At 60.0% G+C, this 19,141-nt stretch carries 14 protein-coding genes; 12 read left to right on the top strand and 2 right to left on the bottom strand.

The window, feature by feature from the left end:
* Positions 1-93 precede the first annotated feature (93 nt).
* From HFK74_RS18080 to HFK74_RS18095, 4 genes are all read left to right on the top strand, one after another.
* Complete coding sequence (locus HFK74_RS18080; protein ID WP_180204625.1) at positions 94-888, top strand: hypothetical protein; 795 nt, start codon at positions 94-96, stop codon at positions 886-888.
* A gap of 327 nt (positions 889-1,215) precedes the next feature.
* Positions 1,216-2,445, top strand: a complete 1,230-nt coding sequence (locus HFK74_RS18085) for a hypothetical protein (RefSeq protein WP_180204626.1) — start codon at positions 1,216-1,218, stop codon at positions 2,443-2,445.
* Positions 2,446-2,455: 10 nt separating this feature from the next.
* Positions 2,456-5,812, top strand: coding sequence for an ImcF-related family protein (locus HFK74_RS18090; protein ID WP_180204627.1), 3,357 nt, complete (start codon positions 2,456-2,458; stop codon positions 5,810-5,812).
* A 223-nt stretch (positions 5,813-6,035) separates the two neighbouring features.
* Entirely contained in the window at positions 6,036-7,523 is a 1,488-nt protein-coding gene (locus HFK74_RS18095; RefSeq protein WP_368738166.1) for an FGGY-family carbohydrate kinase, read from the top strand.
* Between the two features lie 3 nt (positions 7,524-7,526).
* Here the strand turns inward: HFK74_RS18095 and HFK74_RS18100 are convergent, their stop codons facing one another.
* Positions 7,527-8,480, bottom strand: coding sequence for a LysR family transcriptional regulator (locus tag HFK74_RS18100; protein WP_257230354.1), 954 nt, complete (start codon positions 8,478-8,480; stop codon positions 7,527-7,529).
* A gap of 287 nt (positions 8,481-8,767) precedes the next feature.
* On the opposite strand from HFK74_RS18100, the gene HFK74_RS18105 reads away from it, so the two are divergent.
* The 8 genes from HFK74_RS18105 to HFK74_RS18140 all read left to right on the top strand — a co-directional run bounded on the left by HFK74_RS18105 (position 8,768) and on the right by HFK74_RS18140 (position 16,940).
* Positions 8,768-9,283, top strand: a complete 516-nt coding sequence (locus HFK74_RS18105; RefSeq protein WP_180204629.1) for a flavin reductase family protein — start codon at positions 8,768-8,770, stop codon at positions 9,281-9,283.
* A 57-nt stretch (positions 9,284-9,340) separates the two neighbouring features.
* The gene (locus HFK74_RS18110) at positions 9,341-10,327 is read left to right on the top strand and encodes an ABC transporter permease (protein ID WP_180204630.1); all 987 of its coding nucleotides are present in this window, start codon (positions 9,341-9,343) and stop codon (positions 10,325-10,327) included.
* 60 nt (positions 10,328-10,387) lie between these two features.
* The gene (locus HFK74_RS18115) at positions 10,388-11,338 is read left to right on the top strand and encodes a sugar ABC transporter substrate-binding protein (protein ID WP_180204631.1); all 951 of its coding nucleotides are present in this window, start codon (positions 10,388-10,390) and stop codon (positions 11,336-11,338) included.
* 23 nt (positions 11,339-11,361) lie between these two features.
* A complete protein-coding gene (locus HFK74_RS18120; protein ID WP_180204632.1) occupies positions 11,362-12,861 on the top strand; it encodes a sugar ABC transporter ATP-binding protein in 1,500 nt (499 codons plus the stop codon).
* Positions 12,862-12,890: 29 nt separating this feature from the next.
* Entirely contained in the window at positions 12,891-13,688 is a 798-nt protein-coding gene (locus HFK74_RS18125) for an SDR family NAD(P)-dependent oxidoreductase (protein WP_180204633.1), read from the top strand.
* A 204-nt stretch (positions 13,689-13,892) separates the two neighbouring features.
* A complete protein-coding gene (locus HFK74_RS18130) occupies positions 13,893-14,996 on the top strand; it encodes an LLM class flavin-dependent oxidoreductase (RefSeq protein ID WP_008063235.1) in 1,104 nt (367 codons plus the stop codon).
* A 69-nt stretch (positions 14,997-15,065) separates the two neighbouring features.
* Positions 15,066-15,956, top strand: a complete 891-nt coding sequence (locus HFK74_RS18135) for a transketolase (RefSeq protein WP_180204634.1) — start codon at positions 15,066-15,068, stop codon at positions 15,954-15,956.
* 3 nt (positions 15,957-15,959) lie between these two features.
* Positions 15,960-16,940, top strand: coding sequence for a transketolase family protein (locus tag HFK74_RS18140; RefSeq protein ID WP_180204635.1), 981 nt, complete (start codon positions 15,960-15,962; stop codon positions 16,938-16,940).
* 1,189 nt (positions 16,941-18,129) lie between these two features.
* Here the strand turns inward: HFK74_RS18140 and HFK74_RS18145 are convergent.
* Positions 18,130-19,035, bottom strand: coding sequence for an NAD-dependent epimerase/dehydratase family protein (locus HFK74_RS18145; protein ID WP_180204636.1), 906 nt, complete (start codon positions 19,033-19,035; stop codon positions 18,130-18,132).
* Positions 19,036-19,141 lie beyond the last annotated feature (106 nt).

Here is a 19,141-nt window from a genome sequence, read left to right on the forward strand (position 1 = left end):
CATGTGTCGCTTTATTTTTTTTGTTGGGCGGAAGTAGTGCCAGATAATTTTCTGATTCACGGAAAAATAAATAAATGAAAAGATGGGGGCTAAGTGAGTTTTCATCAAAAATATTTCTTCGGGTTAATGGTTTTTTTCATGGGTGTCGATCCCCTGTGCAATATCGCATTGGCCATTGAAACAGCTCCAGTAGTAAAAGTGGAAAGTCGATCACCTCTTTCTGTTTCATTGCTAGAGCGAGGAGTAAAACACAATATTTCAATTTCAAAAAAAATAAATGATGAGATTGAAGGGGTATACACTGATCTACACCTGCAAGATCTTAATGGCGATGGTGTACATGAGGTTGTGGCGACACTGGAGAATCATGGGGGAGTAAATCAGTGTTCAAAAGCCTATGTAGTAAATCTGAGCGATTACTCACTGGATAACCTGGTTTTCGATAGTGGCCCATTGTGCAATTATAAAATCTACCACAAATATTTGATTAGCTCTTACAGAGAAGGCGCAATCTGGAGAGAAGACGTCTACAAAATTGAAGGGCGTACAGCACAAGTGGTTTTTGCGGATAGCTGTATAGGATGCGGCGAGGTTGTAAGGAGGAAGTACGACTTGCGCGGAAATTATTTTCAATATCTTGCGCGTGATAGCAGGGACTTTGAAAAGCGCAGCCCAATACTAGCGATTGTTTCTTCGATGAGGGCTGAAGTTTTTAGTAGTCCCGTAGTCTTATCCAGAAAATACTTGACGCGTGGAGATAAAGTGATAGTCATTCAAGTGGATGATTCAAGGTCAGACATCTCTTGGGTTAAATTCAGGTATGAAGGAGAGATAATTACTGATGGGTGGGTTAAGTGTGATGATATTGACTATTGCAATAGTCTGTAATGTTAGGTAGTGAGTGGCTGATCTGCAGTGTATATAAGTAGTCTGTCAGGATAACTAATTATTACGATTATTTTTTTACAAAAGATTGATTTCGGAGTGCTTACAGCTCATTGAGAAGAAAAGGCAACCACTTTGGGAGGGATTTAAAATGCGATTGCTGGGATTGATTGTGTATTGTGTTGGTTTTTTTTGGATTTTTACTGTTATTGCCGCAGAGAGATATCTTGCGTGTAAAGACAACAGCATTCCAGTCGTCTTTGACGGTCATTTATGCACCGGTGGATGCGTATTGATTTCCTCGTTGCCTGAAGCGGGAGCGAATTAGTCATGCCCGTCAGACTGGATAAAGTACCTCCACTCGCACTGCGTCCCGCACGACCTGGTTTTTTGCGTTGGCTCGGCTTGTTGGTGCTGTGTTTGTTCCTGGGTGTGGTCGGGGGCGTAGTCTTGGGTGATGAAACCTTGCCCCATTGGCCTGTTGATTTCTGGGGTTTGGCCGTAGGTATACCGATCTTCGGTTGGTGTGCGCTGGGTTTCTTTCGAGTGGCGTTGTATATCGGCCAACAAGGGGTTGCCGATGGTTGGGATGAAGCGCGTGAGGAAGATCTGATTCGTAAAATTCGTCAGGGTCGGCGCTCTCAGCAAGTGTTGAGTGTGAGCCTGTACACCGCTTTTCGATATCCAGAAGACCAGCCAGATGCGCAGTTGAATAAGTTGAGCGGCGGAACCGAAACTTTGAAGTCTCAACCGACCCGATTAGACGAAGCACCATTACGCCATAGTCGTTTGCATAGTGGTGCGGATGAATCGTCCAGCGATTTGCTGATGCGTGTGCTGACGCAGGTACTGACCGACTTGGCGCAAACCCTGGCTCAAGTGCCTGACGACAGGCCATTGGCTTTGTTGTTGGAGGTCGACAGTAGCTTTTCGGAGGATTTGTTGTGCCGAATGTGGCAACAGGCCTGGGCTGAGTCTGGTATTCGCCAATCAACGGTACCCGTCGAGGGCTGCGGATTGGCCGCCGTTGATCGTTGGCTCGACCAGCACATTCGCGATCAGGCAATGCTGATGGTTGTAGCGTTACAGCTTGCGCCGCAGCAACCCGAAGACACGGCAGAGGTCGCTGTGGGCTTGCTGCTAGGCAATCGCCTGACGCAGTCCACCCTGGCGCCGATCGCCTACCTCCATCGTCCTGAGCAGGAACGCCAGCCTACCGACGCCGATTTGCTCTACGCCACGCGCCAGGCCCTCGACTGGGTACCGCTGGAAGGGCAGGCAGTCGAGCAGGTCTGGCAGGTGGGTATTGCTGCACAGCGGACTGCCGCTATGGCGTCCGTGCTGCTCGAAACTCCGATACCGGTCGAGTCGGCGCAAGGTGTGCGCAACCTCGATGCATCGATTGGGAATCCGGGAAAGGCCGCACCTTGGTTGGCCATTGCGGCCGCGACACAAACGATTGAACGCGGCGGCGGTCCGCAATTCATTTTCAGTGGCGGCGATGACGCAGCCGCACTCTGGTGCACGGTGTTAATGCCGGTGCCACCCCTTTCGAAATAGGAAATCTCGAATGCAGTTTCGACGCTCTGTACGGATAAGTGTGCTGGTCGGTGTGCTGTTGCTCACCGGTATGGTCTTGGGCGTGCTGGTCTGGCGTCATCCTGAGTGGTTGGGTATTGCATCTGGCAGTGCCCGGCAAACCTTCTGGCTTTCGGTGATATCGGCCACTACCTTCATCGTGGTGATGTTCCTGGGTGGTTACCAATTTTTGGGACGTCAGACGGGGCATTCAAATTATCCTCGGCTCGACGCGGACGATGTTCGCCAGTCAGCGCAAACGGTCACTGAAGAGTCCGATGATACGCAGGCAGCTCGAACCCTTGCGGCGCTCAAAGTTTACTTGCGTGAAAACCATGGCCATTTTTGGCGCCACAAAGTCCGCCTGCTGCTGGTCGTCGGCGAACCCGATCAGATCACCGCCATCGCTCCCGGCCTGGACAAAAAACAATCGCTCGCAGGTCACGACACCATCCTGCTCTGGGGCGGCAGCGTGCAGTCCAAACTGGATGAATCGTGGCGCACGCACTGGCATGGTTTGAGCCGCTGGCGTTCTCTCGACGGCGTGATCTGGGCCCTGAACAAACCGCAAAGCACTGACGCCAGCGCCATGGACAACGGCATCCGTCACCTGCAAGACCTGGCGCGCCAGCTACGCTGGCAATTACCGCTGCACCTGTGGCAGGTCTGCGACAGTCGATGGAAGCAGGACAAACGCCCGACCCAAGCGGTCGGTTGCTTGCTGCCGTCACAGGTGACGCCACTGGCCGTGGAAAGCGCTCTGCAAGATCTGCTGGAGCCCCTGCGCGACAGCGGCTGGGCACAGATCTACGACGCCAATCATCATGATTTCCTGCTGCGCCTGTCCCGCGATCTACAGGCCGAGGGCATCACCCGTTGGCGTCAGGCACTGGCGCCGTTGTTCCGCGTGTTCGCCCGGGGCGTGCCATTGCGCGGGTTGTGGTTCAGCCTGCCGCTGCCGGACGGTACAGGCACCCAAGAAAAAACGGACAACCTTTGGCACGCCACACCGCCCTGGCAAGGCTTGCTCGCTGACAAAGCGGCTCACCCTCGCCGCCTCGGTTGGGGCGCCTCGCGAGTCGCTTATTCACTGGCGCTGGGACTGGCGCTGATCTGGGGCGCAGGCCTGTTGCTGTCCTTCGCCAGCAACCGCGTGCACATCGCCCAGGTGCAGAGCTCGCTGGTGTCACTCGAACAGGCGCAGAGTCCCGAGGAACAACTGCTGGCGTTCAACGAGCTGACTCGTGAACTGGGGCGTCTGGATTACCGCGCCGAACACGGCACGCCCTGGTATCAGCGTTTCGGCCTGAATCAAAACGAGCACCTGCTGGCAACCTTGTGGCCGCGTTACACGCAGGCCAACAACCGCCTGCTGCGTGACCCGGCAGCCGCCCATCTGCAGCAGCAACTCAATGCCCTTCTCAAGCTGGCCCCGAACAGCCCCGAGCGCGCCAAGCGTGCGCAAGCTGCCTACGTGCAACTCAAGGCCTACCTGATGCTGGCGCGCCCGGAAAAAGCCGACGCGACGTTCCTCGTCCAGGCCTTGAGCGAAGCGCAACCGCTGCGCGCCGGTACCTCCCCGGGTCTCTGGCAAACCCTGGCGCCGACCCTGTGGCAATTTTACGCCGAGCAACTGGCAGCGCATCCCGACTGGCGCATCGAGCCCGACCCCAAGCTGGTGGCCCAGGTCCGCCAGGTGCTACTCGGCCAATTGGGCCAACGCAATGCCGAAGCCAGCCTGTACCAAACCGTGCTCGATGACGCCGCCAACCATTACCCAGCGTTGAGTCTGCGGCAGATGGTCGGCGACACCGATGCCCAGGCGCTGTTCTCCACGCCCAAGCAGGTGCCGGGCGTGTTCACCCGCCAGGCCTGGGAAGGGCAGGTGCGCAAGTCCATCGACACTATCGCCGAAGCACGCCGCGAAGAAATCGACTGGGTGCTCAGCGACCAGCCGACCGACATCGCCGCCGAGTTGACCCCGGACCAACTGCGCCAACAATTGACCGAGCGTTACTTCCAGGACTACGCCAACGCCTGGTTGGGTTTTCTCAACAGCCTGCGCTGGCAATCGGTCGACAGCCTCGGCGAGGTGATCGATCAACTGGCGCTGATGAGTGATGCGCGCCAGTCGCCCTTGATCGCGCTGATGAACACCTTGGCGTATCAGGGGCAGGCCGGCGCGCGGGGTCAGGCGCTTGGCGATTCGTTGGTCAAGTCGGCGCAGAAGTTGCTCGCCCAGGACACGCTGCCGCTGATCGACCAGCAAGCACACAGCACTGCGCTGCACGCCAGTTTCGGTCCGTTGCTGGCCCTGCTCGGCAAGGACGCCGAAGGCCAGAGCGACGACGAGCGCTTGAGCCTGCATGCCTTCCTCAACCGCGTGACCCGGGTGCGTTTGAAGTTGCAGCAGGTGAGCAACGCGACCAACCCGCAGGCGATGACCCAGGCCCTGGCCCAGAGCGTGTTTCAGGGCAAGCAGGTCGATCTCACCGACACCCAGTCCTACGGCAGCCTGGTCGCCGCCAGCCTCGGCGCGGAGTGGGACGGTGTCGGCCAGACCCTGTTCGTGCAGCCCCTGGAGCAGGCCTGGCAACGGGTCCTGCAACCGTCGGCGGCGGGCCTCAACAGCCATTGGCAACGGGCGATCGTCAGCGATTGGCAGGGCGCCTTCGCCGGGCGCTACCCCTTCGCGGCCACCGCCAGCGATGCTTCGTTGCCGATGCTGGGGCAGATGATTCGCGCCGATTCCGGGCGCATCGAGCAGTTTTTGCAGCAGCAACTGGGCGGGGTGTTGCGCAAGGAGGGCAGTCGCTGGGTGGCCGATTCCCGGCACAGCCAGGGCCTGCGTTTCAACCCGCAGTTTCTCAGCGCGATCAACCAGCTCAGCCACCTCGCCGACGTGCTCTACACCGATGGCGGCATGGGCATGAGTTTCGAGCTGCAGGGCAAACCGGTGCGCGACGTGGTGCAAACCACCTTCATCCTCAATGGCCAGAAACATCACTACTTCAACCAGAAAGAGAGCTGGCAACGCTTCGCCTGGCCAGGCTTCACCAGCCATCCGGGCACCAGCCTGAGCTGGACCAGTGTCATGACCGGCGAGCGGTTGTTCGGCGATTACGAAGGCACCTGGGGCCTGATCCGCCTGCTGGAACAAGCCCGGGTCACGCCCTTGAACGACAGCGCCAGCCACTACCGCGTGCAACTCAAGGCGCCGGATGGCCTGGACCTGACCTGGAACCTGCGCACCGAACTGGGGGCGGGGCCGTTGGCGTTGCTCAAGTTGCGGGGCTTCAAATTGCCGACGCAGATTTTTTTGGGTAAGGGTGAAAAAGCGCCGCTGTAATTCAGGAGGGCAGGCGCTGGTTTGTTGGAGGGGCGGCGGTGGTGTGTCAGGTTTCCAGCGTTATCGTTGACGACCATCGCGAGCATGCTCGCTCCTACAAGGGGGGCGTGCAATAAAAAACCAGCCACTGCCCCAGCTGCATTGATCACAGTATCCTGTACAAACCCCTCATCGTTTCACTTGCGAGCGTCAACCCTTGAAGAGTCAAGCATTACTGGTTGGGGTGGACATGGGCACCTCCAGTACCCGTGTCGTGGTCGTTGACCAGGACGGCTGTCAGCGAGGGGCGGCGAGTCGGCCCGCGCGCTTGGCGAATCCGGCGCGACAGGTGTTCGAGCAGTGTCCGGACGAGATGTATGCGTCGGTGTTGCTGGCCATCGGTGATGTCATGGCTCAGGCATCGATCAATGCCGGTGACATCGCTGGTATCGCGATCTGCGGGCAAATGGCCGGGATCTCGACCATCGGCCGCCACTGGGAAGCCACAACGCCCTACGATTCCTGGCTCGATATGCGTTGCGCCAACCAGGTGCAACGGCTCAAGGCTTTCGAGCCATCGATCATTGAACAGGCGGGTGGCCCGGTCAGTGCCAACCATGCCGCGAAATGGCTGTACTGGCGTGACGAACAGCCCCGGGTCTATCGCAAGATCCGCAAGATCATCATGCCGGCGGCCTACGTCGCAGGGCGCATGGCGGCGCTGGACGCCGATGCGGCGTTCATGGATGACACCTACCTTGGCTTCAACAGTTTTGCCGACAACCAGGCGATGCAATGGAACACGGCGCTGCTCGATGAATTTCAGCTGGAGGTCGATCGGCTCCCCAGGTTGGTGAAGCCCTGGGATCGCATCGGCTCGGTGTGTGCAAAGGCGGCGCGCGAATGCGGGCTGTTGGCGGGCACGCCGGTGTTTGCCGGGTGCGCGGATATCGCTGCGTCCCTGCTCGGGACCGGATCATTCGAACCTGGGCAACTGTTCGACATTGCCGGTACCGGCTCGGTGCTGGCGACCTTGCTTGACCATTACGCGGTGGACGCGCAACACCGGACCCTGACGACGTTCCGTCACTGCATCCCCGGGCTGTTTTATTCGATGGCCTACGTCGGTGGCGCCGGCATCACGCTCAAGGCATTCGGCCTGACGGACGCCGAATGCCAGCAACTGCAAGCGCGGGCCGGGGCTGCGTTGTCCGAGCGCGACAAACTGCTGTTCATGCCCCACCTCGGGGGGCGCCATGCGCCGTTCGATGCCGCGCTGGCCGGCGCGTTTGTCGGCCTCGACTGGCGCCACGACCGCACCGACCAGTACCGAGCGATGCTCGAGTCGATCGCCTATGAATACGCGCGTTTTGCGCAATGCATGCGGGACATGCAGGTCGATTTCGGCAGCGGGGGTGTGATCAGCCTGGGCGGAGGGGCGAACAGTCAGCTGTTCCGGCAGATCAAGGCTGACGTGCTGGGGTTGCCTTATCGCAAACTGCCCGGCGCCGAATATGGTGTGCTGGGCGCCGCGCTAGTGGCGGGACAGGGTGCGGGGGTGTTTGCCGATCTCAAGCAGACGGCCATCGACTGGCAACGACCGGACGAGTGCGTGGCCTTGCCGGACGCGTCCCGGCAGGCGTTTTATGCCGGCATGCGCAAGGCGTACGAGCACATGCTCGGTAATCTCAAACCGGTGATGGCCGATCTGCAGGCGGTGCCGTTGGCATGAGGGTCATGGCATGCTGTGTTCGAGGCGGCGCACAGGCGAGCTCAGGATGTGCCGGGCTGGCATGTCCAGGTTCTTGAAGTACTGGACGGCAAAATCAACGAAGGATTTGACCCGCGCCGGCAGCTTCTTCCCGCCTTCGGTGAGCACATGGAACCCGGTGGTCGCACATTGATAGTCCTCGAGCAGCGGGACCAGCCGTTGCGCCTGAATGTCATCAGCCACTTCCCAGACTGACTTCCAGATAATCCCCAGTCCCTGTACCGCCCACTGGCGCAGGGTAAAGCCGTCGTTGGCCAGCCGATTGCCCTTGACCTGGATCGTGCTCGACAGGCCGTTGTGCATGAACTTCCAGCGATCGAGCGCGAAGTCCGCGCGCAGTTGCACCAGGCAGTTGTGCTGGTGCAGGTCCTCGGGCACCAGCGGTTTCGGGTGCCGCTGCAGATACTCAGGCGAACAGCAAACCATCGGCCGGTCCACGCCCAGGGAGCGGGCAATCAATGAGCTGTCTGGAAGATCGCCGAAACGGATCGCAATGTCCGAACCCGATTCGACGAAGTCGAGAATCCGGTCGGTGAAAAACAGGCGGATGCTGACGTGGGGATTTTCGCCAATGAAGGCATCCACCAGTTGACTGACCCATTGCCGGCCGAGGTCGGTAGGGCAGGTCAGGCCGATGGTCCCGAGCAAGTCGCTGTGGCCATTCTTGATGATGTTGTCGAGGGCATCGACCTCTTCGAGGATCTTCAGCGCATTCTCAAACAGCAATTGGCCTTCGGCGGTCGGGCTGAGGCTGCGGGTGTTGCGCTTGAGCAAGCGCAAGCCATAGAACTCTTCCATCGCCTTGAGGCGACCGCTCATGGCCGCTGGCGACAGGCCCATTTGCCGGCCGGCCGTGGAAAGGGAGCCTGTCTGCACCACCAGGCGAAACAGCCGCATGTCCTGTAATCGATCGACCATGATGATTCAACTCGCGAAGGGTATTTTCTGATTGTTCAGAAAGTATCGATCGATTCTTCACTTAGTACAACTAATCAAGTGTGCGTGTGTTTTGTGGGTCAACTAACAAACTGCTCTGGAATGGGCGTTTGCGTCGATATGTGAACTTGATTCAAATGAGTTTGTTGTTGGCTTCACCTTACGGGAAACTTGAAAAGTCAATTTTTTAAAAGTGAATAGAAAAGTACAGGGGATTGTTAATAATGAATGCCTGAGCTTGTGAGTCACCCAAAAAAGAGGGTTTAAGTATGCACGTTCAATATCAAGAGGCAGCCCCTTCGATCGACCTGGCCGGCCCATTCAAAATGGCAATGGGGCGTTTCGCTTCTTCCATAACCCTGATCACCACACTCGACGATGACGGCCAGCCCCACGGCCTGGCGGCCACCGCTTTTTCCTCGGTGTCGATGGACCCGGCCTCGGCCCTGATCTGCATCAATCGCAGCGCCAGCGCCTCGCCGATCATCAAGCGCTCCGGGCTGTTCTGCGTGAACATGCTGCAAAGCCAGCACGAACCGATCTGCAAGATCTTCAGCCAGCCCGACCTGCGCGAACGCCGCTTCGTCGTGGGCGACTGGCGTACCGGGGTGCACGGCATTCGCTACCTTGCCGATGCCCAGGCGGCCATCTTCTGTGAAGTGGTGCAGGAGATTGAACACGGTACCCACACCGTGATGATCGGCAATGTGATCGATGTCATTACCCAACCGTTAGAGGAACCGCTGCTGTACATGGGAGGGCGATACCGGCAACTGGGTGATTAATCGGCAAGTCGTGTAGTGCTCGGTCTTATAACAATTAGATAAGAAGTGGATGTGGGTATGAACAATCAGTTGTTGGTCAAGTCAAGACTCGCCGGATCGATTCCAAAGTGGATCGGCCTGGAAACTAACGTGGCCGGTCCGATGGTCGGGCTCTTGTTGTTGTGTGCGGTACTAACAGTCTTTACCGATAGTTTCTTGACCTTGAGCAACCTGCTCAATGTGCTCGATCAGGTGACCGTGCTGGGCATCATGGCGCTGGGCATGACCCTGGTGATTCTCATCGGTGGTATCGACCTGTCTGTCGGCGCGGTGCTGGCCGTGGCGATCATGGTCATGAGCTGGCTCGAGCAGGTGCTGGGGTTGCCGATGTGGGTGGCCATGCTCGGGGCCATGGCCGTCGGTGCGGCTTGCGGATCGACCACGGCCTTGCTGGTGGTCAGGGCCGGTCTGCCTTCGTTCATTGCGACCCTGGCGATGATGTCCATCGCTCGCGGCCTGGCCTACATGGTCACCGACGGCGCGCAAGTCAGCGGCTTCCCGGAATGGTTCAGCAACCTCTCGGTGATTCGTTACGGCGGTGTGTTGTCGCTGACCGTGAGCTGCTTTGCCGTGTTGGCGCTGGTGTTCTGGTTCGTCCTCAAGTTCACGGTGGCCGGGCGCAGCCTGTATGCCATCGGTGGCAGCGCCAAGGTGGCCAAGCTCGCCGGTATCCGGGTCAAGGGCTACACCAGCGCGGTGTACATCATTTCCGGAATTTGCGCGGCCCTGGGCGGCGTCATCATGACTTCGCGGCTGGATACCGCCGGAGCGGGTGCGGGCGTCGGCTATGAGCTGGACGTGATCGCCGCGGTGGTGATCGGCGGCGGCAGCCTCAAGGGCGGCGCGGGCAGCGTGGTTGGCACCCTCATTGGTGTGCTGATCATCGGTGTGTTGCGCAATGGCCTGAACCTGGCCGGCATTTCCCCCTTCGTCCAGCAAGTGGTGATCGGCGCCGTGATCGCCTTCGCCGTGATGCTCGATCTGCTCAAGCGCAAGGCCGACTGACCCCAGGCCCTCGAACAAAAAAAGCCCTCGTGCCCAATCCAGAACAACAAGGATAAAAACATGAAACTGCCTGCTTTTTCAGTGCGTCTGCTGTGGTTGCCGCTGCTCGGCTGCCTGATGTCGTCCGGTGTGAACGCCCAGGTCAAACCCGTGGATCAGATCACCGTCGGGATGTCGATCCCGAGCCTGCAATGGGTGTTCTACCTGATGGTCCGCGATGGCGTGATGGAACAGGCCAAGAACCTTGGGATCAACAATGTGCTGGTCGCTGATGCCCAGGCCGATCCGGCGAGGCAGGTCAGCCAGATCCAGGACATGTTGAGCAAAGGCATCGATGTGCTGCTCTACACCGCCACCGGCAGCGCCGCTTCGGCCGTACCGGTGCGGCTGGCGCGGCAGCAGGGGGTGCCGGTGATCTGCATCGACAATTTCCCGAAAAACGTCGAGTGCGATGCCTATATCTCCACCGACAACCTGGCGGCGGCGGGCGAGCTGGCCCGGCAAATGATCAAGTTGACTGGCGGCAAGGCCGAGATCGGCCTGCTCCAGGGCACCTTGGGCGACTCGACCGAAGTGGCCCGGGCCAAAGGCCTGGACGCGGTGTTGTCCGAGGCGCCGGAGATGAAAATCGTCGACCGCAAGCCGACCGACTGGCTGCAGGACACCGGCTTCAAGGTGGCCCAGGACATGCTGCAGAAAAACCCGAAAATCAACGTTTTCATCGGTCGATCCGATGCGCCGGCACTGGGTGCCGCCCAGGCGGTCAAGGTCGCCAATATCGATCACAAGGTCTGGGTCTTCGGTTATGACGGCCTGCCCTCGGCCCTGGAAGCCATTCGCGACGGCAAGCTGGACATGACCATCACCCAGCAAGCCGTGGAAATGGGGCGTACGGCGTTGCGCACCGCGGTCGACCTGCAGCAAGGCAAGCCGGTGACCAAGACTCAACTGCTGCCGGCCTTCGTCACCACCCGCGAAAATGTGGCGACCTTTCTTGAGCAGCACCCTTGAGACCGGCGAAGGAGGGTAACGACATGAATGCGATCCAGACCGGCCAGGCACCGCTGTTTCGGGCCAGCAACATCGGCAAGTCATTCAACTCGGTCAGAGTGCTGGAAGACATCAGCCTGGATATCGGCTACGGAGAAGTGGTGGCGCTTCTAGGGGAGAACGGCGCGGGCAAGTCGACCTTTTCCTCCATCGTCGCCGGCGCCTTGACGCCGTCCAAAGGCACGATGTTCCTCGCAGGCGAACCCTACGCGCCGAACGGACCCGGGGCGGCCATGGCCCTGGGCATCAACATGATCCATCAGGAGATTCATCTGCTGCCGGACTTGAGCGTGGCGGAAAATGTCTTCCTCGGTCACCTGCCCACCCGCGACGGCATGATCGACCGCAAGGCCATGCACCGTGAAACCGAGAAACAACTGCGGCGCCTGGGCCTGGACATTTCCCCGCAAACCCCGGTGCGACAACTGAAGATCGCCGCCCAGCAACTGGTGGAAATCGCCCGTGCCCTGACGCTCAACTCGCGCTTGCTGATCCTCGACGAGCCGACGGCTGCCCTGGGCAAGGACGAAACCGACCTGCTGTTCAAACAGATCGAGGAGCTGAAAAAGGAGGGCGTGTCCTTCATCTACATCAGCCACCGCATGGATGAGATTGCGCGGATCGCCGACAAGGTCGTGGTGATGCGCGACGGGCACCTGATCGCCCGTCACGACAGTGGCTCGGCGGATGTCAGCGTGCTGGTGTCGCAGATGGTGGGGCGGCCGATCGAGCGCTTGTTCCCGGAGTTGCCGCTGCCAGGGGACACGGAGGTGCTGCGCGTCGAGCAGCTGTCGGACAAGGCCGGGCGCTTTCACGATGTGTCGTTTTCGGTCAAGGCCGGGGAGATCTTCGGGATTGCCGGCATTGTCGGCGCCGGTCGCACCGAGCTGGTCCAGGCGATTGCCGGGTTGAGCGCGTTGAGCCAGGGCAAGGTGATGCTGGGTGATCGGCCGCTGCCGGCCAACAATGTGCAGGCGGCGATCCATGCCGGTGTGGTGCTGATACCCGAAGACCGCAAATCCGAAGGCGTGGTGCTCAGCCAGACCATTGCCGAGAACCTGACCTACTGCAACCTGGACAGCCTCAGTTCCTGCGGGATCATGGCCAACCAGCGGGTCGCCGCTTTTGCCCGTGAGCGTATTGCGACGCTGGGGATCAAGGGCGTGGCGGGGCAGATGCTCGACAAGTTGTCCGGTGGCAACCAGCAGAAAGTGGTGATCGCCAAATGGATCGCCCGCCATCCGAAAGTGATCATTCTCGACGAGCCGACCCGGGGCATCGACATGGGCGCCCGCGCGGCGATTTATGAACTGATCATCGACCTTGCGAAAACCGGGGTCTCGGTGATCGTCGTCAGCTCCGATCTGGAAGAAGTCATCGGTCTCTCCCATCGCGTCATGGTCATGGCCCGCGGCTGCTCCCAGGGCATCCTGCATCGGCCGCAGATTGCCCCCGACAGCATCATGACCCTGGCGACCGCGTGATGACCGACAGCCAACGAGGAGGTTGCAACATGTCTACTCCGTATCAGGCACGGCCTTACCGGCCGTTCGCGCATCTGCTGGATTTGTCCGGCAAGACCGCCGTCGTCACTGGCGGCGGCAGCGGCATCGGCCTGGCTATCAGTCGGCGCCTGGTCGAAGCGGGTGCCAAGGTATTGATTGGCAGCCTGGCGCCGGAGCGCAGCGGTGAACTGGTCGAGGCCGGATTCGCCGTTGAGTTTCTGCCCACCGATGTCAGCCAGCCGGCCGATATCCAGCGCCTGGCGGACATGGCCGTCGAGCGCTTCGGCCGCCTGGATATCTGGATCAACAACGCGGGCGTCTATCCGCTCAAGCCCATCGACGAGGTCGATGCGGACTTCTGGGACAGGCTCCACGCCATCAACACGCGCGGGGTGTTTCTCGGTGCGCAGGCGGCACAGCGGCAGATGCGTCGGCAGCAAAGCGCCGGGGCGATCGTCAACCTGTCGTCGATCTGCGGCCACCGGTCCATGGCCAATCACTGTACCTACGACGCTTCGAAAGGCGCGGTACTGGCCATGACCCGCAGCCTGGCCAAGGACTTGAGCGCCTTCGACATTCGGGTCAACTCGATCTCGCCGGGGCTGACGGCGACCCCGGGCAACCTGGAGCCGGAACTGCTGGAGCAGCACCGGCAGAACAACGTGCTGGACAACATCCCCCTGGGCCGGGCAGCAGAGCCCTGGGAAATTGCCGATGCCGTGCTGTACCTGGTTTCGCCATTGTCCTCCTACGTGACGGGCACTGACTTGCTGGTGGATGGCGGGTGGCTGCTGCAGGGAAGTTGACGCGTAACTGAACCCACCGAGGGCCGATGGCGTGCGTTGAAGCAACGCTCGGCCAGCCCCGGATATTGAACCCCTTTGCTTGAACGTTGCGACTTGCAGCGCCGGCACTGGCACGCCTGCGAAACGAGCGCTCGTCATGAAAACGCTGTGTTGCAACACCCCTGTTCGCAACACAGCGGTCACTGAAAACAGCAGGAGAACGACATGAAACTCGCCATGTTCATGCAGCCGCTTCACCACAAGGGCTGGGATTATCACGAGATGTACGACCAGGACATTGCCTGTGCCGTCCACGCCGATAGCGTCGGTTTCGATGAACTGTGGGTGGGTGAACATACCTCCCAGCGCACCGAGCCGATCACCAACGCGCTGCAATTTCTGTCCACCCTGATACCGCTGACCCGGCGCATGAAGTTGTGCACCGGTGTACTCAACTTGCCCCATCATTTCCCGGCGCGTATCGCTGCCGATGCGGCGATGTTCGATCACATGTCCAAGGGGCGTTTCATCATGGGCATCGGCCCGGGCGGGCTGGCCTCCGACTTCGAGGTGTACGGCAGCAACGGCAAGGACCGTGGGCAGATGATGGTCGAGTGCTACGAGATGATCCGGGCGATCTGGAACTCGGGCGCACCTTATGAGTTTTCGACCGAACATTATCAAGTCAGCCTCAAGGACTCGGTCCATCACGAACTGCAGATCGGCTACATGCCGACCCCGTTCCAGAAACCGTTCCCGCGCGTCGCGACCACGGCCATGAGTCCGTTCTCCGGTACCGCCAAACTGGCAGGCGCCAGGGACTGGGACTTGATGTCCGCCAACTTCAACCCGACGGCAACCGTGGCCTCCCATTGGCAAGCCTACTGCCAGGGCGCGGAAAGTGCCGGAATCAAGGCCGACGCCAACAACTGGCGGGTGGCCCGTTCGGTGTTCGTCGCCGACTCCCAGGCCCAAGCCGAGGACTACCTGGCCATGGAGAGCTGCACCTTGCGGCGCTACTTCGACTACATGATCGATAACCTGGCCAGTAACCACTACACCAAGATCTTCAAGACCCGCCCCGACATGACCGACGAGGAAGTGACGGTCGATCACTGCATCAAGGAAATGGTGATCTACGGTGACGTGAATTCGGTCACCGAGCAACTGGTCGCGTTCAGCGAGCAGACCGGGCCGTTCGGCACCTTGATGACCACCTTCCATGAGTGGGACGACGCAGCGCTGTGGCGGCGCTCCATGGAGCTGACCGCGCAGCAGGTCATGCCACGCCTCAATGACTACATGACGCCACGCTTGAAAGCGCAGTGATCACCTGCGCTGGGCCCGGCCACATCGCGGATGTGGTCGAAACTCTGGTAATGCCCCTGGACACGACACATGACTGATTTGACGACGCAACACTTGCGCGAAAATGCACAGCGCGACTTTCAATTGACCGCCGAGGAGCTGGCCCGGCTGCGGGAAAAAGCCCAGTTCATTCGCCTGGAAACCATTCGCCTGATCGAAATCGCCAAGGTCGGCCACTACACCTCGGTGTTCTCCGCCGCCGAGCTGTTCGCCGCCCTGTATTACGACGTGATGGACCTGCGGTTCGCCGAGCCGAAATGGCCCGATCGCGACCGCTTCATGATGGGCAAGGGGCATGCGGCGGTCGGCTTGTTCCCGGTGCTGGTGGAGTGGGGGTTCTTCGAGAAGGAGATCCTCGACAACTACACGCGCCTGGGCAACCCGCTGGGCGATCACCCGGACATGCGCAAGGTCCCGGGGGTGGATTTTTCTTCCGGCTCCATCGGCCATGCCTTGTCCGGCGGTCTGGGCATGGCCCTGGCCGGGCGGATGCTGGGCAAGTCGTTCACCACTTACGTGATGCTCGGCGACGGCGAAATGCAGGAAGGCCAGGTGTGGGAGGCGGCGCTGGGCGCGGCTCACCACAAGGTCCACAACCTGGTGGCGATCATCGACCGCAATGGCTATCAGCTCGATGGCAACGTGGATGACGTGATCGGCATCGAGCCACTGGCGGACAAGTGGATCGCCTTCGGCTGGGAAACCCATGTGGTCGATGGCCATGACCTGGCGGCGGTGACCAGTCTGCTTCGTCGTCTCAAGGCCGACACCACGCGCACCCGACCGGTGTGCGTCATCGCCAATACGGTCAAGGGCAAAGGCGTTTCCTACATGGAAACCGAGCCGGGATGGCACCTGGGTTATCTCGACCCGCAAGACGCACAACGCGCTATCGACGAAATCAAAAGCAAGGTGATCTAAGCCATGAATACCGCACCTCTGTCGAACAACTCCTGGCAGTACCGGGCACTGAACAGCCAGACACCCAGCCTGAATGCCTTGTCCGATGCGCTGATCGAACTGGTCGAGCGCGGCGAGCCGGTGGTCGCTGGCACCGCTGACCTGCAGTACTCCAACGGGTTGTCGACATTCGCCGAACGGCATCCCGAGCGTTTCGTGCAGTTCGGTATTTCCGAACAGAACATGGTGTCTGCCGCCGCCGGAATGGCGGCGGTGGGCATGAAACCTTTCGTGGCGACCTTTGCGTCTTTCCTGCCGTTGCTGTGCTGTGAGCAGATCCGCATGGACGTGGCCTATTCGGCACTGCCGGTGCGCCTGATAGGCCACCACGCCGGCATCTCCCTGGGCTTCTATGGCACCTCGCACCACGCCACCGAGGACCTGGCGATCATGCGTTCGATCGCCGACATCACGGTGGTCGCGCCGGCCGATGGCAATCAGCTCAAGGCGGCGATCCTGGCTTCGGCCAACTACCCGCAACCGATCTACTTCCGTATTCAGCGCGGACGGGACCCGGTGGTCTACGACAGCGTCCCGGACTTTGTCTTCGGCAAGGCCACGGTGCACCTGACGGGCGATGAACTGACCATCATCGCCACCGGTTCCACGGTACATCCGGCTCTCGAAGCCGCGCGGGCCTTGAATGCCGCCGGACGTTCGGTGGGCGTGATCGACATGACCACCATCAAGCCACTGGACCGCGAGGCGGTGCTGACCGCTGCGCGCAACAGCCGGGCGATTCTCACCGTGGAGGAGCACAACATCATTGGCGGATTGGGCGGGGCCGTGTGCGAAGTCATCGCCGAGGAGGGCGTCGGCGTCAAAGTGCGGCGCCATGGTCTCTACGACGAGTACAGCCTGATTGCGCCGCCGACTCACCTGTATCGGCATTATCGGCTGGATGCGGCGGGGATCGAAAGCGTGGCGCTGGAGGTGTTGGGTTAAGTCCATATACCCCTGACTGTGTTATCCGTTTTTAGGCTTCATGGGCCTGGCGTGCGATGGGGGGCTTCATTGATGAAGGCCCTGGTCGCACGTTTTTTTTTGCCTGGGATTTTTTGTGGGGAGTGTTTTGGTTTTGGGCCTGATGGGCATGGGGGTTGAGTACATATCCATTGCTGCGGTAACGGCCACTTATGGTTTCGCCCTTACGGCGACTCACTTTTTCAAACGCCGGAGTGCCGGCCCAGCAAAAAGTAAGCAAAAGGCTTTGCCCCACCACTCGGTGCCTCGCTTAGGCTCGGCATGCCCTCACTCCGGCATCGCTCCGTGGGTCGCCGCGATGGGCCATCCTTGGCCCAGCGCGGCTAAACCGGCGTCCTGCCGGTTTACCCACTGCGCAATGCCTGCGTTCGGCCAGCGTGGTTAACGGGGCGCCCCAGATCAAAAACAAACGCGAGGCGGCCTTAAAGCCGACCTGATCGGGAGCCGTACGCGTTCCCCCTGTAGGAGCCAGGCTTGCCGGCGAACCAGGCGCTGCGGTGTGTCTGTTGTACCACGTTATCGTTCTTCGCCGGCAAGCCTGGCTCCTACAAGGGATTGGGGGTATCCGCAAGTTCAGGTCGGCTTTAAGGCCGCCTTGCTTTCGCGTTTGATCTTGATTTGGCTTTTGATTTTCTTGCCCCATCGAGAGGCCGAGTGGAGGTTCTGCGCAGTGGGTAAACCGGCATGGATGCCGGTTTAGCCGCGCTGGGCCATGGATGGCCCAGCGCGGCGGGCCCTGTAGGAGCGAGCCTGCTCGCGAAAAACCTGAGAGCACCACGGGGTGTCAGGCTCCACGCGTCATCGTTGACCTCCATCGCGAGCAGGCTCGCTCCTACAGGCTTTTCCAAGTGACTCGCTGTAAGAGCGAAACCCTAGGTGGCCGTTACCGCAGGAATGGATATGTACTCAGTCAACAAAATCCCCATTGGCCGTCAGGACGCCTTCGCCGGCAAGCCGGGCTCCTACAGTAAGAGCGAAACCCCAGGTGGCCGTTACCGCAGGAATGGATATGTACTCAGTCAACAAAATCCCCATTGGCCGTCAGGACGCCTTCGCCGGCAAGCCGGGCTCCTACAGTAAGAGCGAAACCCCAGGTGGCCGTTACCGCAGGAATGGATATGTACTCAGTCAACAAACAGCTGCGCGAATATCACCACTGCACACCACTGTTCTCAATCCACTCCAGAATCGACTCACGCTTGGGCTTCCACCCCAACAACACGCGGGCGTTCACGGCGCGCACGCGGCTGTTGGAGCCAATAGCGAAGCGCGCCCAATCACCCAACAACGCAATCGCCTCATCCGCAGGCCAACTGCGGATCTCGCCACCGAAACCCAGTGACTTGCTGATGGCAGTGGCGATTTCGAGGAAGGATGCTTCGCCGTTTTCGGCAAAGAACAGCGAGGCGGACGGGGCTTTCTCGATGGCCAGGCGATACAACTCCGCCAGATCCTCGATGTGCACGTTGGACCAGCGATGCACGCCGGCACCCATGTACGCGCCGGCGCCGTATTTGCGTGATTGGGCGAACAGCTTGGGCAGTTGGTCGCTTTTGGACGGCATCCCCAAGGATTCGCCGTAGATCATGGTCGGGCAGAACACGATGCTGCGAATGCCCTGTTCAACGCCGGCGCGACGCACGATCTGGTTGATCTCGACCCGGTCCTTGCGGATGTCCATCGGGGTGAAAGGCGTCTCGTCGGTGAAGATCTCGGCGCGTTCATAAGCACCGCGTGCGTCGTCACCAACCACGCTTGAGCCCGACGTGTGCAGCAATACCTTTCCACTGCCGCTCAATGCCTTGATAAAGGTTTGCACCGAAGCCAGGTGGTCCGAGTTCGCGGCGTTGACCACCGCATCGGCCCAACGTGCCTGTTCAGCGAGAATAAAGGCGTCATCCAGGGTGCCGAGCACCGGGCTGATACCCAGGGCCTGCAAGGCACTGCGCTGCTCCGGGTTGCGCAGCAGGCCCCGGACTTCATGACCCGCATCCACCAGGTATTTGGCCACGGAGCCGCCGATGTAGCCGGTCACGCCGGTAACGAAAATCTTCAATGTCTTGTCCTCGTCGCTTATGTGATTGCCGCCCTTTGCCGAGCATTGGGCGGGTATTCCAGTTTCAGGAACGCTTCACCATACGATTGGCGCCGCATATGAGCTA

The sequence above is a fragment of the Pseudomonas sp. SbOxS1 genome (assembly GCF_013416725.1).
Lineage (GTDB): Bacteria > Pseudomonadota > Gammaproteobacteria > Pseudomonadales > Pseudomonadaceae > Aquipseudomonas.

What these genes read in the sequence shown, in the direction of transcription:
- HFK74_RS18085 (WP_180204626.1), top strand. Translation starts at nt 1,216, where the DNA reads ATGCCCGTCAGACTGGATAAAGTACCTCCACTCGCACTGCGTCCCGCA.
- HFK74_RS18090 (WP_180204627.1), top strand. Translation starts at nt 2,456, where the DNA reads ATGCAGTTTCGACGCTCTGTACGGATAAGTGTGCTGGTCGGTGTGCTG.
- HFK74_RS18100 (WP_257230354.1), bottom strand. Translation starts at nt 8,480, where the DNA reads ATGGTCGATCGATTACAGGACATGCGGCTGTTTCGCCTGGTGGTGCAG.
- HFK74_RS18105 (WP_180204629.1), top strand. Translation starts at nt 8,768, where the DNA reads ATGCACGTTCAATATCAAGAGGCAGCCCCTTCGATCGACCTGGCCGGC.
- HFK74_RS18110 (WP_180204630.1), top strand. Translation starts at nt 9,341, where the DNA reads ATGAACAATCAGTTGTTGGTCAAGTCAAGACTCGCCGGATCGATTCCA.
- HFK74_RS18115 (WP_180204631.1), top strand. Translation starts at nt 10,388, where the DNA reads ATGAAACTGCCTGCTTTTTCAGTGCGTCTGCTGTGGTTGCCGCTGCTC.
- HFK74_RS18120 (WP_180204632.1), top strand. Translation starts at nt 11,362, where the DNA reads ATGAATGCGATCCAGACCGGCCAGGCACCGCTGTTTCGGGCCAGCAAC.
- HFK74_RS18125 (WP_180204633.1), top strand. Translation starts at nt 12,891, where the DNA reads ATGTCTACTCCGTATCAGGCACGGCCTTACCGGCCGTTCGCGCATCTG.
- HFK74_RS18130 (WP_008063235.1), top strand. Translation starts at nt 13,893, where the DNA reads ATGAAACTCGCCATGTTCATGCAGCCGCTTCACCACAAGGGCTGGGAT.
- HFK74_RS18135 (WP_180204634.1), top strand. Translation starts at nt 15,066, where the DNA reads ATGACTGATTTGACGACGCAACACTTGCGCGAAAATGCACAGCGCGAC.
- HFK74_RS18140 (WP_180204635.1), top strand. Translation starts at nt 15,960, where the DNA reads ATGAATACCGCACCTCTGTCGAACAACTCCTGGCAGTACCGGGCACTG.